Source organism: Paraflavitalea sp., assembly GCF_059502485.1.
In genome coordinates, this window is sequence record NZ_JCACET010000011.1 from 57,775 (window position 1) to 73,397 (window position 15,623).

At 45.8% G+C, this 15,623-nt stretch carries 14 protein-coding genes; 6 read left to right on the forward strand and 8 right to left on the reverse strand.

Annotation, left to right across the window (positions count from 1 at the left end; genetic code table 11):
* Window positions 1–35: 35 nt before the first annotated feature.
* The 6 genes from AC5JBY_RS28105 to AC5JBY_RS28130 form a co-directional block, all read right to left on the reverse strand.
* Complete coding sequence (locus AC5JBY_RS28105) at window positions 36–788, reverse strand: pirin family protein (RefSeq protein ID WP_495908009.1); 753 nt, start codon at window positions 786–788, stop codon at window positions 36–38.
* A gap of 17 nt (window positions 789–805) precedes the next feature.
* Window positions 806–1,750, reverse strand: a complete 945-nt coding sequence (locus AC5JBY_RS28110) for an NAD(P)-dependent alcohol dehydrogenase (protein ID WP_495908010.1) — start codon at window positions 1,748–1,750, stop codon at window positions 806–808.
* A 54-nt stretch (window positions 1,751–1,804) separates the two neighbouring features.
* On the reverse strand, window positions 1,805–2,545 hold the full coding sequence (locus AC5JBY_RS28115) for a helix-turn-helix domain-containing protein (protein WP_495908011.1): 741 nt from the start codon (window positions 2,543–2,545) through the stop codon (window positions 1,805–1,807).
* An 82-nt stretch (window positions 2,546–2,627) separates the two neighbouring features.
* Window positions 2,628–5,060, reverse strand: a complete 2,433-nt coding sequence (locus AC5JBY_RS28120; protein ID WP_495908012.1) for an ABC transporter permease — start codon at window positions 5,058–5,060, stop codon at window positions 2,628–2,630.
* A 213-nt stretch (window positions 5,061–5,273) separates the two neighbouring features.
* Window positions 5,274–6,077 carry a LamG domain-containing protein gene (locus AC5JBY_RS28125; protein WP_495908013.1) on the reverse strand — a complete coding sequence of 268 codons (804 nt, stop codon included), beginning with the start codon at window positions 6,075–6,077 and terminating at the stop codon, window positions 5,274–5,276.
* Between the two features lie 158 nt (window positions 6,078–6,235).
* Entirely contained in the window at window positions 6,236–6,541 is a 306-nt protein-coding gene (locus AC5JBY_RS28130; protein ID WP_495908014.1) for a winged helix-turn-helix transcriptional regulator, read from the reverse strand.
* Between the two features lie 149 nt (window positions 6,542–6,690).
* On the opposite strand from AC5JBY_RS28130, the gene AC5JBY_RS28135 reads away from it, so the two are divergent.
* The gene (locus AC5JBY_RS28135) at window positions 6,691–7,065 is read left to right on the forward strand and encodes a DoxX family protein (RefSeq protein WP_495908015.1); all 375 of its coding nucleotides are present in this window, start codon (window positions 6,691–6,693) and stop codon (window positions 7,063–7,065) included.
* A gap of 178 nt (window positions 7,066–7,243) precedes the next feature.
* Here the strand turns inward: AC5JBY_RS28135 and AC5JBY_RS28140 are convergent, their stop codons facing one another.
* Complete coding sequence (locus AC5JBY_RS28140; RefSeq protein ID WP_495908016.1) at window positions 7,244–8,692, reverse strand: Gfo/Idh/MocA family protein; 1,449 nt, start codon at window positions 8,690–8,692, stop codon at window positions 7,244–7,246.
* Window positions 8,693–8,721: 29 nt separating this feature from the next.
* Complete coding sequence (locus AC5JBY_RS28145) at window positions 8,722–9,888, reverse strand: Gfo/Idh/MocA family protein (RefSeq protein ID WP_495908017.1); 1,167 nt, start codon at window positions 9,886–9,888, stop codon at window positions 8,722–8,724.
* A 222-nt stretch (window positions 9,889–10,110) separates the two neighbouring features.
* Between AC5JBY_RS28145 and AC5JBY_RS28150 the strand changes: the two genes are divergently transcribed.
* The 5 genes from AC5JBY_RS28150 to AC5JBY_RS28170 all read left to right on the forward strand — a co-directional run bounded on the left by AC5JBY_RS28150 (window position 10,111) and on the right by AC5JBY_RS28170 (window position 15,619).
* On the forward strand, window positions 10,111–11,466 hold the full coding sequence (locus tag AC5JBY_RS28150; protein ID WP_495908018.1) for a Gfo/Idh/MocA family protein: 1,356 nt from the start codon (window positions 10,111–10,113) through the stop codon (window positions 11,464–11,466).
* Between the two features lie 2 nt (window positions 11,467–11,468).
* On the forward strand, window positions 11,469–12,515 hold the full coding sequence (locus tag AC5JBY_RS28155; protein ID WP_495908019.1) for a DUF6807 domain-containing protein: 1,047 nt from the start codon (window positions 11,469–11,471) through the stop codon (window positions 12,513–12,515).
* Between the two features lie 99 nt (window positions 12,516–12,614).
* Window positions 12,615–13,520, forward strand: a complete 906-nt coding sequence (locus AC5JBY_RS28160; RefSeq protein WP_495908020.1) for an NmrA family NAD(P)-binding protein — start codon at window positions 12,615–12,617, stop codon at window positions 13,518–13,520.
* Window positions 13,521–13,592: 72 nt separating this feature from the next.
* Window positions 13,593–14,519 (forward strand): helix-turn-helix domain-containing protein, encoded by a 927-nt coding sequence (locus tag AC5JBY_RS28165; protein ID WP_495908021.1) that lies wholly within the window; start codon window positions 13,593–13,595, stop codon window positions 14,517–14,519.
* Window positions 14,520–14,647: 128 nt separating this feature from the next.
* Complete coding sequence (locus AC5JBY_RS28170; RefSeq protein ID WP_495908022.1) at window positions 14,648–15,619, forward strand: aldo/keto reductase; 972 nt, start codon at window positions 14,648–14,650, stop codon at window positions 15,617–15,619.
* Window positions 15,620–15,623: the final 4 nt, after the last annotated feature.

A 15,623-nucleotide genomic window follows, 5' to 3' on the forward strand; every position in this document is an offset into this window, starting at 1 on the left:
ATCAGATCACTGTTCTTGTCGTTTTGCCTGATTATTCATCGTTGCAGATTGCCGCTGTACATTCCTTCGTCATAATGAACGGCGTCTGTTTGGGTAATGAATAGGATTATGTCGCTTGTGGCGAGGGCTGTGAATAGTGGGTGTTCGTTTTCTACTAACAAGCTTTCCCCTGAGGTGAGGTGTATCTTTCCGGGTGCCTGTATTTCTCCATTAAAGACATAGAACAGGAAGGCGGAATTTTTAGCGGGCGATACTGGAAGCAAGGCTTCCCTACCCTTTTCCAAGCGCATATCCATAATCCAGGTGTTACTTCTTATTTGCAAAGGATAATCTTGTCCCCTGCCTGCCAGTTTTCGCCATTGATTAATGCTGTATGCGTCTTGCAGTTGATGAAACTGAACTTGTGGTTTTAATCCGCCTATTTCCGGCCTGACGAATATTTGCAAGCCTTCTAAGATGCCTCCTTCTTCCAGTACCATTTCCTCATGGTAGAAGTTTGCACCCGCATTCATGACCATTATTTTCTGATTGGTAATGATGTCACTTAAGCCTTCCGAATCCAGGTGTTTCACTTTGCCACTACGCAGGTAAGTCAGTATTTCATCGTCTCTGTGGGGGTGCATTGGAATGAGTGTGCCGGGTGTTATCCTGGCATGGTCTATTCGTCCCAATGTGGAAAAGCCGGTATCTTCTAACTGCGGGCGGATAAGTCCGGGATACAGGATCTCTATTCCGAATCCACTATGCTGCTTGCCATACTTTATGGCAGTATCGATTTTTGTCAACATTGGGTTTGATTATTTGCTTAATTGATCTCAATGGCTACTTTCCCAATGTAGCTACCCTGTTCAGCATAGTGGTAGGCCTCTTTTGATTGTACAAACGGGAATGTCTTGCTTACCTGAATTTGCAGCCCAGCATTGATGGCTTTTAACAATAGCCCTATATTGGTTGGAGTTGGACCGGACAGTATTGTAATGTGTTTTTTGCCGGTGAATAGGTTTTTAAAGAAGGATGTGGGGATCTCAATGGGCTTTGGTGTAGGATTTAAAAACAGCGCTTTGGGTTTCATTATTTTTCTGGCTTTTGCGTACCCCATTTTGCCCGATAAGTCTATTATAATGTCATAGGTATTGTTTTGGGTAAGCACATTGGCTTTTGTGTAATCTATGATTTCGTCTGCTCCCCATTTTCTTGCGTAATCAATGGCTTTTGTGCTTGTTACTGCGGTAATAATTGCCCCTTTCTGTTTTAGTAGTTGCAGTAAAAACATGCCGAAGCCGCCTGTTGCGCCATTTACCAGGATTTTTGTTCCTGCGTTGATGTTGCCCATTTTTTCTACAGCTGTTGCGGCTGCGGCGCCAACGATGGGGATGGATGCTGCCTGTGGAAAACTGATGGATGAAGGTTTTTTCCAAACGGATGTAGAAGGAACAGCAACGTATTCAGCTAATGCCCCCTCCTTCATGGTATTTTTTACTACTCCAAAAACTTCGTCTCCTTTTTTGAAGCCGGTTACTGATGAACCTACGTCTTCAATTGTGCCAGAAAAATCAACTCCTATGTGTCTGGGGAATTTCGATCCAGACATTAATTTCATTTCCCCTTTCCTGATTTTCCAGTCCATCGGATTGATGGAGACTGCTTTAACTTTTACTAAAACCTGGGTTGGGTTAAAGGTGGGGATTGGCTCTTCTACGGTTTGCAAAACGTCTATGTTTCCAAACGTTCGATATGCAATTGCTTTCATTGTGCTACTATTTAAGTTGTTTAAATTGGTAGCACAAAATTGAAAATAGGCAGACTAATAAACTTGTATCAGATCACTGTTCTGTTTTAGGGCTTTGGGAGGCATGCCAAACATTTCATACATGTATTTATTTAGTTGGGGAAGGTCATAGAAGCCAGTGTCATAAGCAATGTCTGTAAGGCTTCTGTCTTTATCTGAAAGCGCCAGGTAAACAACCTGACGCAGCCTTGTCCACAGCAGGTATTTCGATATGCTACTACCTGTTTGTTCTTTGAAAAGGGATGCAAGCCTCGAAGGGGAAAGGAAAACTATATCTGCAAATGTTTGGGGTGTTATGTTTTGATTAAAGTAATTGGCCGTAATGTAATCTACTATTTTCGTTACTCTTTCATCATACTGAGCTGTCGGCAATGTTGAAAGCAAAGCATTAATGATGGTATAAATGTCAAGTGTGTCTTTGCCTGTTTGAAAGAAAGTGCTTGTTTCAGTTGGGGAATTAAAAACGATGTAGTCCTGGTTTGTATTAAACCTGCCTGAAAGTTCCAGGCCAATATTGGAGTAGGGTTCTATGTTTAGAACGTTTAGTGTTCCTTTTTCGGCAACGCAAAAATGGGGAATCTGCGGCTTGATCAAAAAGCCGTGAATGCGCTCACATAAGTGCCCGTTGATAGTTGACGTGAAAGGTGTATCGTTTGACAATACAATCTGGTATGCCGAATGGTGGTGAATTTCTACCGTAAGATTGTAGGCTTTAAGGGCAAGAATGAAAGGATTGTTTATTTGTTTTGTCGCCATGCGCTGTTTTTGCTGTATCTCTACGTAATTTACTAAACAAAAGTAACAAAAAGAGGCAATGGCTGAGGTGAAATAAGGTTACTCACTCCGAACGGAGTGACTTTACAGGGTTTGCCAGCGCAGCTTTTATCGAGATATAGCCTACAGCTATCCATGCTATCAGTACTGACAATACAGCAACGATTAAAAATATGCCTGCATTTATATTGATGCGAAAGGCGAAGTTCTGTAACCAGTTGCTCATCATATAATACGAGACTGGTATTGCTATCAGTAAGCCTACTATGACAAGTATCGTGAACTCTTTTGAAAAAAGAACGATGATGTCTTTTACTGAAGCGCCCAATACCTTTCTGATGCCTGTCTCTTTCATTCTTTGAATGGCCATAAAGGAAACGAGGCCATACAATCCAAGGCAGGAAATGAAGATGGCTATGCCTGCAAATATCTTATATAGTAAAGAGAGTTGTTCTTCCTGCCTGTAAAACCTGGCGATGTTCTCTTCCATGTAGGATCCTGTAAAAGCATACGCCGGGAAAAGGGAGCTCCATGTAGATTCAATGGCCGCCTGTGTTTTAGCGATGTCTGGTGTCTTTAACTTGATACCGAACACAGCATACCGGTCTTTGCGCTGAGCAATGATCATCGGCCTTATTGCTTCTCTCAATGAATTGGCATTAAAATCTTTTACGACTCCGACAATCGTTTTCCATGGGGCGCTGCCCATGCGGATTTCTTTTCCTATAATGTCTGCAGGGTTTGCGATGCCTAACTTTTTGACCAGTGTTTCATTGACTATTACTTCTTTTACCGTATCGCTTTTGTTATAGATTCTTCCGGCTGCTAATTGCAGGCCATAGGTAGCAAAATAATCCTCATCGGCAAATTTCCGGTATATATCAAAGTTGGCTTCGGGTTTATGGTCAAACGAAAAGTTAGTGCTCGATGCATTGTCTGATGAAGGCGCTTCGGAACTGAAGCTGACCGACTGTATGCCGGTTGTTTGCTGCAGTTTTTGTTTAAAGGCTTCTAATTGCACTTGAACGGTGGTGTCTGCATTTGCAGTTATGAGAAATATAGCTTCTTTATTAAATCCGAGGTCTGCATTGCGCACATAATTCATCTGGCTGATAGCGACTATAGTACCGACCATCAGTATCTGTGAAATGGCGAATTGTGTTACCACCAGTCCTCTGCGCAGGGATATTCCACCGACTGTTGCAGCTGTGATCTTGTTTTTGAGTGCTGCTGCAGGCCGGAAGCCGGAAAGGATCAAGGCTGGGTATATGCCTGAAAACACTGTTACCAGTAGCATAATGATCCCTAAGAATAGCATGGTTTGCTGGTTGAACAGGCTTACCATCTCCTGTACCGGTGAGATGTATTTTATCAGGGGCAGGCAAAGCCAGGCTATGAATGTTGCCAGCGCTATTGCTACCGCTACGATCAATGCTGTTTCTCCCATTATATGACCGAACAACTGTAGGCGATTGCTGCCCAGTACTTTCCGTATGCCTATTTCCTTGCTTCTCTTTGCGGCCAGTGCTGTTGAAAGGTTAATAAAGTTGATGCAGGCCATTACGATAATGAATAGCGCTATCAGTGACAGGGTCCATATTGTTGATTTGCTGGTGATGTGATCGCCAAAGTTGTCGTAGCGGGTATCGAAATGTAATTCGCGAAGGGATTGGAGGAAATTCAGGTTTGAAAGATCCTGGTTGTTGGGGTAATGTTTCCTGCTGAATTCAGCCAGTTGTGCATTCATCTTAGCCGGTGAGGTATTTTCAGGCAACAGCATAAATATCTGATAATTGCTTGTTACTGCTCCCCACCTGTCCGGAAATCTGCGGGCATTTAGTTTCAAGGTCTGGAAGGATGTCGCCATCTTCAACGGGAAGTCGGTATTGTTTGGGACATCTTCCAGGATGCCTGCTACCTTTACCGTAGCAGTATAGTTTTCCCGTAGTAGTACATAATTCACTTTTAACAGTTTGCCGACTGCGTTTCTCCAATCACCAAAATAACGGGTGGCTGTTTCTTTGGTGAGTACTGTAACGTTTGGCTCCTCCAGCACAGCGGGAGAACCTGAAAGCCAGCTATGGCTAAACACCTGGAAGAATTGCGGATCACAGAAAAAGAAGCCTGTTTCTTCTATAAATTTTCTTCCCTGGGAAGCGTCTGATGTATTTGTTTCAGGCACTGTTACCTGGCTGCCGAAGCCTGCGAATAAACTGCCTGTTGTTACTTGTGGAAAATCGGCTCGAAGGGCGTCCCGGGCCGGAAAGGGGATGCCGGATTTGTAATCAATGCCGTCTGTATTTTTTTCCTGGCGTGCAATGCGGTAAATGTTATTATACTCTTTCTGAGATGTATCATAACTTAACTCATAGGTTATTACCGCAAATAGCAGCAGGCTTGCGGCTATGCTGATGGAAAACCCTGCAATATTGATGGTTGTGTGGGCTGTGCGCCGTTTTGCGCTTCTTGCAATTAGTTTGATAGTGTTTATTAGCATGGCAATACTTGTATGGTAAAAAATATGCCATCCTTTTAAATGCCTGATTATCTTCGGGTTGAATTATTGTACTATTTAGAGATGTGTTCTTTTTTGATACAGTTTATGGGTCATTCCGATACAATATAAAATAAGCCAGACCTAGCTTGTATAAGGTCTGGCTTAACCTGAATCAACTTAAAGTTAGTGAAGCTGGTGGTTACTGATGTTTTTTTATAATGTAGCGCTTCTTTGGATGGTTACATTTCTGGCGCGCATAACGGTGTTTCCTGACGGGCCAGGAGAACCTGATGAACCTTCCATTTGAAGGTCGATGATCAGGTTGAGTGGCTCATTGACGAAGTTTTGACCGGTTTGGTTAGACACATTGACCCCATCTGTCCAGTATTCGATATTTACATTATTGGTGGTACCAATTCTTGTTAGATAGGCCGTGTACGTGTGCCAGTTACCGGGATTGGATATCGTTGTGCCAACGCTTGACCATTGCCCATTTTGATTTTTGTATGTGTTTGTCCAGTTGGTTGTACTTCCTTTAAACTCCATGATGTCGCTTTCCGGTGGCCACTGATTAGCTCCGTTTAGCCAGAAGGCAGGCCAGGTACCCCTTACAGAAGGGCATTGAAACTCACCTGAAACACGCCACTTGGGCCATGACGCACTCACGGTCACCTGTTGCTTGGCATAGCAGGTATAGGAGAAGTAGTGGATGCTGGGTTTGTCGGATACGGTACCTGGATAAGCTGTAATGGTTAGCACGCCACCCGAGGTACTCATATTCTGCGTTCTCATGCGGGCAGATCCGTTGTGGTCTATTGCGCCCCATGGATAGAAATTGCTCCAATAAGTACTAAAGGAATTTAAAGAGTTAGTAGGTAGTACCGTTACCCAGCTAACAGCGTTGGTTTCTTTTTCGGGTGTTTCCTGGGGGACATTTTTGTCGGCAGTTTGTTTTTGGCAGGAGGATCCCATCAGTATGGCAACTGATGCGATCAGGATTAGGTTTGATCTTTTCATAATGGCTTTTTGATGTTAGAAAATTGGCAGCTCCCTATTTCATTAATATTGAACAGGCAAGTCAAATCTCAATTATTATTGATGGATACAAGGGGGGCTAATCGATCAATTAGGGGGTATAATTTAACTAACAATAAAGCGTAGGTTAGATCGGGGTACTATTCGGAGGTGTTGCCTGTTTTCTCCCGGTGCATGTCTCCCCAGTCTGACATGGCGTCGAGCATTGGGCCCATGGTTTTGCCTAATTCAGTCAAGCGATATTCAACACGCGGCGGCACTTCCGGGTAAACGATCCTTTCGACTATCCTGTCTTCTTCCAGTTCTCTGAGCTGAGCGACCAGCATACGTTCTGAGATCCCTTCGATCGAATTTTTCAATTCGCTATAGCGCCTGGTACCTTGATTCAGTTTGTATAGGATGGCAGGCTTCCAGCGACCTCCTACAATTTGTAAGGTCCTAACCATACCACAGCTGTCGCTAATGCGCTTCTCATTTAAAGCGTTCGTAGAGGTGCTTTTTCTCATTTCTTACCTTTTTGTTAGTACTTAACAATTTAGTATGTACCTGCAAAGGTAGAGACTGCTATCTAACTTTGCGGGACAATATGAATATCATGGAAACTTTTAAAAAGGTAGCTTATTGGATTTTGATCAGTTACTACATTTATGTGTTTGGTTATGCGTCTCTTGAAAAGGTGTTTCAAAGTAAACAGATGATGGACGGCATGAATTTTCTGGGTTTTAACAAGGCCTGGACCCTTCTCATCGGTTATGGTGAATTGGGCGGCTGGCTGATCGTACTCTTTGGGTTGTATAAACCGGCATTCAGAAATATAGGTATGTTGTTGTTATTCCCGTTTGCCGTTGGTGCTTTTACTGCTCATATGGCTCATCATGAATACAGTCATTATTTTAACGCGTTGTATGTTACTGTAACCACCCCGATGATGTTGTACCTTGATAAAAACTTCAGGATCGTTGTGAAATGATCTTGCTTTGATTCGTGGGATACGGACTAAGGTGTGTGGCACAAGTACGCCAAGCTACAAGGCCGGGCTGCATACTTGCCCAGTTAAAGGCACAAGTACGCCGGGCTACAGCGCTAAGCTGCATACTTGCGCCAGTTTTAAGGGGCCAGGCTGCATACTTGCGCCAGGTTTAAGATCATTAAAAATCATATTTTTTTCGGCGTGGCCTGGATAATAATGCGGTTGCTTCTTTATCGTTGTTCTTAAACTTTTCTTTTTCGGGATCCCAGTAAATCTTTCTCTTTAGTTTCATGGCAATCTGGTGCAATAAGCAAGTGCTGCAAGAGTGGTGGCCGACCTCAATGGGCGCTACTGGTTGTTTTCTTGTTTTAATGCAATCCAACCAGTTGGCATGTTGCTCACTGCTTTCGTAGAGATGTATTTCATTCGGACCAATGACTGATTGTAGCATTTTGGGGTTGCTGGCGTCAATGGGCTTAATGCCGTCTTTATCGGCGACCGGATCGCTATCTGTGACCCGGTAACTGCCCCGCGTGGCCCAGAGCCAGCCTTCTGTTCCAATGAATTTTACCCCGTTGGGCAATTCGTTGGAAACGATCATGTGGACGCCGTTGGCATACATGGCTTCTGTGCGAAAGATGCCATGCACATCCCAAAGTCCTTTATAGTTGGTTTCATCACCTGGAAAGCGGGCATGTCCCCATACTTCTATTGGCCCGCTGTATTCCATGTTCATGGCCCAATGTGCCGTGTCTATATGGTGTGCGCCCCAACCGGTGATCATGCCGGCGCCAAATTGTTCGCAACGCAACCAGCCGGGCCGGCTTGTGATGCTTGCTGCTGTGGCGCCTTGTGCATGTACCCGGTCTTCGGTGTAATATACTTCGGGTGTTGCTCCCAACCAGGCATCATAGTTCAGGTTGGCAGGAACAGGCATGTGGATTGGGTTTCCGCCGCCAGGATCGCCTGGCAATCCCACTTCAATGGTTTTTAACTGACCAATTCTTCCATTCCGAACGAGTTCACATACTTTCTTGAATTGTGGCCAGGGGTTGATCGACTTCTGCTGGCTGCCCATTTGCAGGATGCGTCCTGCTTTTTTTACTTCATTGGATAGTATCCTGCCTTCTTCGATGGTCAGTGAGGCCGGTTTTTGCAGATAAACATCTTTGCCTGCATGCACTGCGTGAACGCCTACGATGGCGTGTTGGTGATCGGGCAGGCTGATGTGTACGGCATCGATGTCTTTATTCAGCAGGAGCTCTTTGTAATCGTAATAGGTTTTGATATCCCAGTCGCCGGTCAATCCGCCGTTTTCTTTCGACGCTTTTATGTAGTTGTTTTTTACCGCCTGTACGCCTGCGTCGGCGCGGTTCTTATCCACGTCGCAAACTGCGATGATCCTCGCGCCGGCATAGCGGGCAATCTCTGTCATGTCATGGCCGACCGATATTCTCCCGCAGCCAATGGATGCTACATTGATGCGATTGCTCGGTGCGTTTTTGCCAAATACTGATGCCGGGACAATGGTCGGGAAATGCAAAGCGATGGAAGTGCCTATCGATGCTTTAACGGTGTTGGTTAAAAACCTGCGGCGGCTTAAGGATGGTTTTCTATGTTTTTCCATGGCAAGCGTTTTATGGAGAGAGCACTCCCCTATTTTGTGTAACTAATTTTCTTTGCGGCTTGTTGTGCTTTCAATGCCAGTTCGGTGGCGAGGAAGCAGTGGTGTTGTGTCATGGCGGTTTCGGTGCGGTTGATCACATCATCTACCAATTGCCTGCCGTAAGGAAGGTCTACATTGCTGCAGTCGATGTATTGTGTGTCTTTACCGTTCACTACAAAAAGATGGTTTCCTCCGGTCCTTCCTGCGATGTCTACATTTTTGCGGACCTCGATATAGCCTTCTGTGCCGAGCACTGTCAATCTTCCATCTCCCCAGGTATTCAATCCGTTTGGCGTGAACCAATCTACCCGAATATAGCCGGTGCCGCCGTTGCCACGCAGCATGATATCGCCGAAGTCTTCGAATTGGGGATATTTTGCGTGAGCAACATTGCCTACCTGTGATGCCACTATTTCGGCCTGACTGGAATTGGTGAAGTAAAGGAATTGATCGAACTGGTGTGAGCCTATGTCTGTAATAATACCGCCAAAATACTTCTTATCGAAAAACCATTCCGGGCGGGTGTCGGTGCTCATGCGGTGGGGAGCAAGAATGATCGTTTGTATTACATTGCCGATGGCCCCTGCTTTGATCAACTCTCCCGCCTTGATGGTTGCTTTGTTTTCGATCCGTTCGCTGTACATGATGGAATAGATGCGGCCTGTTTGTTTTTGTACTTTCCGCACTTCTTCCAGTTGTTTCAATGTAGTGATGCCCGGTTTATCGGACATATAATCTTTACCATGCTGCATGGCTCTTATACCAATTCCTGCGCGTTCTACCGGTATTGCTGCGCTTAATATGAGTTGGATGGACTTATCTTCCAGTATCTCTTTTTCACTGTTGGCCAATTTCACCTGCGGGTATCGTTTCACAAACGCCGCAATCAGATCGGGTTCTTTGGCATGGAGTGATACTAATTCTCCACCGCCACGGATCACGGCAGCCACCTGGCTGTAAATGTGGCCATGGTTGATGCCGATGACGGAAAACTTTATTCGTGGATTATCAAATTGCCTTTCGGGTGTTTGTTCGATCTCTTCACTGTATGCTCCTGCTGCGAGCATTGGCTGTGGAATCGTAGAAGCCAGGCCGGCTCCTGTTAAGGTGGCAGCATTCTTCAAAAACTTGCGACGACTAAAGTTCGATTTCAGCATATTTTGTTATTAACCGGTTAATTGTTGATAAATCAAGTTAGCGAACTTTTTATTTTCAGGCGCCAGTTAGTTAAACAGGACAGTGCAGGATGCTCATAAATAGTAAGCTCAATTGGCATATTGTAGAGCTTCAGGCCAGAATCCTTTAGTATATCGTAATTTGTAAGTACTTTCATCAGATAGTACTCAATAGTTTCTTCGTAAATAAACATTATTGTCAATATGAAAAATTCCCGTCGTCATTTCATTAAACAGACCGCATTTGCCGGTGCAGGCGTACTGGCTGCCAATGCAGGTTTTTCAGCACAGAGTTACAGGCGTATCATCGGTTCCAACGACAGGGTTCGTGTGGGCGTGGTGGGCTTCTCAGACCGGCACAGAAGTTCTCATATTCCCTGCTTCATGAATCATTACAAGGAATTGAACTTCGATGTGGTGGCTGTATCGGATATCTGGAAAAGAAGAAGGGAGGAAGGCGCCGCTACCTGGAAAGATAAAATGGGTCATGATATAGTAGCCTGCAGGAATAACGAAGAGTTATATAGTCAAAAATTAGTGGACGCCGTATTTATCAGCACGGCCGATTTTCAACATGCGCTGCATACCATCGAGGCCGTAAAAGCCGGTTGCGACGTATATGTCGAAAAACCTTTTGCCGAGACTATGGAAGATAATCGCGCTGCCCTGAAGGCAGTGAAAGCTACCGACCGCATTGTGCAGGTAGGTTCGCAAAGAAGAAGTGGCGCCAATTATCATGCTGCCAATGAATTTATCCGTTCCGGCAAGTTTGGCCCGATCACGATGGTGGAGCTGACCTGGAACGTGAACCAGCCCGGCCGCTGGCGCCGGCCTGCCCTGGTGGAGCAATGTAAGGAGGCTGATACTGATTGGAAACGCTACCTGATGAACAGACCTTTTGAGGCCTGGGATCCACGTAAATACCTCGAGTATCGTTTGTTCTGGCCTTATTCCTCCGGATTGGCCGGTCAATGGATGAGCCACCAGATCGATACGGTGCATTGGTTCAGCGGACTGCAACATCCACGCAGCGTAGTGGCCAATGGTGGTATTTATATGTGGAAAGACGGCAGAAGGAACTGGGATACCATTACGGCGGTGTTTGATTACGGTCCTGCCGACGACCTGGCCAACGGCTTCCAGGTTACTTTTGGCAGCCGCATGCACAATGGGGATGAAAGGCCCACTGAGATCTACTACTCCAATGGTGGTGAACTGAACCTCAATACCAATAAGGTGTCTCCCACAGGCGGCCTGACCAAAAGGTTTGCCGATGAAATGAAGGTGCAACCCAATCTGTTGCCAGAGACGAGTCTGACCGCAGCAGAACCTGTTATCGCATCCGCCAATACCGGTGGTGATAAACTTACCAGCAACCACGTACGCAACTGGATGGAGTGTATCCGCAGCCGCAAGCAGCCCAATGCTCCTGTGGAAGCCGGTTATAGTCATTCCGTGGCTACTATCATGACTAATGCTGCTGTACGTACTGGTCAGAAAGCTACTTTCAATGAAAAGACGCAAGAAGTAATGGTAGGTGGTAAACCGTTTAAATATTAATTATGGTCTCTTTAAAAAATATCGGGCTGTGCGCATTGAGCACAGCCTTCTTTTCTGTTTCATTTGCTCAGAAAAAGCAATCTGTACAGGTTGTAAAGGTCGACAAAGAAAATAAGGTCAACATCCTGATCGGCTCAAAGCCTTTTACCAGCTTTTTGTTTCCCGATACGCTGGAGAAACCTGTTCTTTACCCGATCCACGCCTCCAATGGAACGATCGTCACCAGGGGATTTCCTTTCAATCCCTTACCCGGTGAGCCTACGGACCATCCGCATCATATTGGTATCTGGTTCAACTTTGAAAATGTGAATGGGCTGGATTTCTGGAATAATTCTTTTGCTATTGCAGCTGATAAAAAAAACAAGTATGGCTGGATCAAGACGGACCGCATACTGGAAACCAAGAGCGGCAATACCGGCGTATTAGCTTACCATGCCAATTGGACCAACCAGGCTAATGATATTCTGCTGGAAGAAACGACAAGGTTCGAGTTCAGCGGCACTGAGCATGAGCGTATCATTGACCGCGTAACGACTTTGAAAGCGAATACTACCGTATTGTTCAAAGATGCCAAGGATGGTATGCTGGGCGTGCGTGTAGCGAAGGATCTGCAGATACCTACTAAAGAAGAAAAGAAATTCACCGACGATAAGGGTAATGTGACTGTAGTAAAAGCGGAAGCGGTTTCCAACGGTAATTATGTTACCAGTGCAGGCAAGGAAGGTGATGCTGCGTGGAGCACGCGGGCCGACTGGTGTAAGCTATATGGCAAGATGGGTAAGGATTCGATCAGCATTTCCATTATCGACCATCCGTCCAATATCAACTATCCTACTTTCTGGCATGCGCGTGGTTACGGCTTGTTTGCCGCTAACCCTTTAGGTGAAGCGATCTTTACCAATGGCGCGAGCGCTAAAAACCTGCAGTTGCAAAAGGGTGAATCGGTTACTTTCCGTTACCGGATCGTGGTGAGTGATGGAAAGAAAACGCCTTCTGTGCAGCAGCTTGGTGTGCTGGCGAAAGCTTTTGCGGAAAAGAAAGCTGAATAGTTTTTGGCTGCACCTGACTTTTGGCTACAACAACCTGCCTTTCGGTTACGCCGTTCTTTTTGTTGATGCGGACTTTTGTATCAACAAAAACGAATAATCATGAACATCGTACTGACAGGCTCTCTCGGCAATATAGGGAGACCTTTGACCCGGGAACTGGTACAGAAAGGACATGCTGTTACCGTCATCAGCAGCAACCCCAACAGGCAAAAGGATATCGAGGGGCTTGGCGCCAAAGCCGCCATTGGCATCATGCAGGACCCCGCTTTTCTATCGGCAACTTTTAAAGGTGCCGACATCGTTTATCTCATGGAAACCATGGAGGCGGTTGGCGATATGTTTGATAAGGGTGTCGATTTCATTGAAAGTATTACGCAGATTGGCCGGAACTACAAGCAGACTGTAGCCGGGTCGGGCGTTAAGAAAGTAATTCACCTGAGCAGTATTGGCGCCCATATGGACAAAGGGAATGGTATCCTGCTGTTTCACCACAACGTAGAAAACATCCTGCAACAACTGCCTGGCGATGTAGCCATCAAATTCATCCGGCCGGTTGGATTCTTCGACAATCTATTCTCCTTCATCAGGACTATTAAGAGCAAAGGTACTATCATCTCCAACTATGGTGGTGACCAAAAGGAGCCCTGGGTCTCCCCTTCCGATATTGCAGCGGTCATTGCTGAGGAAGTGGATCAGCCTTTTGAAGGCAGAAAGATCCGCTACGTGGCAAGCGATGAAGTGTCGCCCAATGAAATTGCCCGGGCGATCGGTGAAGCCATTGGAAAGCCAGATTTGACATGGTCCGTTATTTCTGATGAACAACTGCTGGGCGGTTGGCTGGCGATTGGTTTCAATACGCAAGTGGCCCGAGGTTTCGTAGAATTACAGGCGAGCCAAGGTACTGGTTTGCTCTACGAAGATTACTTCCGTCACCGGCCGGTTTTAGGAAAAGTGAAGCTGAAGGATTTTGCTGCGGCATTTGCTGCTGCCTATCACCAGGAATAGCTGTTGGTAATGGCTCGCGGGTTGCGGGCGATCTAATAAGCTTACTTTTATGGATGTTTAATCTTCATCCGGATGACAGGTATCAAGACACAACGTATTAAATCCATCAGTGAATTCCACCAACTGAGAGGATTGCCGAAGGCGGAGCACCCTTTGATCAGTGTGGTGGATTACAACGCCATCAAGCGTTCATCTGACATCAGTGAGGTCAATTGGGTGCTCGACTTTTACAATATATCTCTCAAGCGTGGATTAAATGCCAAACTGAAGTATGGCCAGCAGGAATATGATTTCGATGAAGGGGTGATGTTCTTCATTTCTCCCAACCAGGTTTTCCGGATCGAAGAAGAGCCTGCCTCTACGGCCAAACGTTCGGGCTGGATGTTGCTTATTCATCCCGACTTTTTATGGAATACGACTTTGGCGAAGAAAATTAAGCAATACGAATATTTCGACTATGCTGTGAATGAGGCTTTGTTTCTTTCCGACAAGGAGGAGAAAACAATGAATGGCATTATTCAAACTGTTAAACAGGAGTATCACTCCAATATCGACAAGTTTAGCCAGAACATCATCATTTCGCACGTGGAGGCATTGCTCAATTATTCTGAAAGGTTCTATCATCGCCAGTTTATCACCCGGAAGATCACCAATCATCATCTCCTGACCCGCCTGGAAGGGTTGCTGACGGATTATTTCAAAAGCGACGACCTGATCAATAAGGGATTGCCAGGTGTTCAATACCTGGCCGATGAGCTGCATGTTTCCTCCAAATACTTAAGTAGTTTGTTGAAGCAATTGACCGGGCAAACTGCTCAACAGCATATTCACGAAAAGCTGATTGAAAGGGCGAAGGAAAAGCTATCTACCACCAATTTGTCGGTGAGTGAAATTGCTTACGAACTGGGCTTTGAACACCCACAGTCTTTCAGCAAGTTGTTTAAAACAAAAACCAGTCTGTCGCCATTGGAGTTCAGGCAGTCATTCAACAGTAATTAAGGTAACAGTAATCTGTCGTAGCTGGTGTATACTGAGCCGTACAGACAAGTAAATTGAGCTATTGGGAGAAACTGCCAGGGGCTTCAAGGGATGAACTTTGTGTTGTAAATCATTTAAAAAGTAACGTGATGTCAACAATTACAAAGATCCCTTTGGGTAAGAACGGACCGTTGGTTTCGAAGCTCGGATTAGGTTGTATGCGTATGTCGCCTGTTTGGGGCGGCAAGGCAAGTGATGAAACGGAAAGTATCGCTACTATTCAGCAGGCGTTAGACAGTGGTATCAATTTCCTGAATACGGGTGATTTTTATGGCGCCGGCCACAACGAGCTGTTGGTAGGCAAAGCCATCAAGGGCCACCGCGATGACGCCTTCATCAGCGTAAAATTTGGCGCTATCTTTTACAATGGCCAGTGGCTGGGGCTGGACCTTCGTCCCAATTCTATCAAGAACTTCATCAACTATTCGCTGGTGCGGCTCGGCATCGATACGATCGATCTTTACCAACCGTGCAGGCTCGATAACAGTGTTCCTGTAGAAGATGTGATCGGTACCGTGGCCGACCTGATCAAAGAAGGTAAGGTGCGATACCTCGGTGTGAGTGAGATCACGGCAGCACAGCTGCGCCAGGCAAACAGTATACATCCGGTGACAGCATTGGAGATAGGTTACTCGCTGGCCGATCGTCAGATCGAACGTGAGTTGTTGCCAACAGCCAAAGAGCTGGGAATTGGTGTCGTGGCTTTTGCCAATACGGCCGAAGGCCTGCTTACCGGCGATATGACCGCGCCGCTGCCTGCTGGTAGTTATCACCATCACTTTAGCCGGTTTCAAGGCGAGAACCTGGTAAAGAACCTTGAAAAGGTGGAGGTGCTGAAAGCAATGGCAAAAGAAAAGGGGTATACACCCACACAGCTTGCCATCGCCTGGGTAAATGCACAGGGGGACCACATCATGCCATTGGTGAGCATGAGCCGCCGGTCGAGGCTGCCGGAAAATATACAGGCTATGGATATTGTGTTTACACCTGCTGAAATGGAAAAACTGAACAAGGAGTTTGCTGTAGGAACGATACTGGGTGACACTTACCTGCAGCGTTAGTATC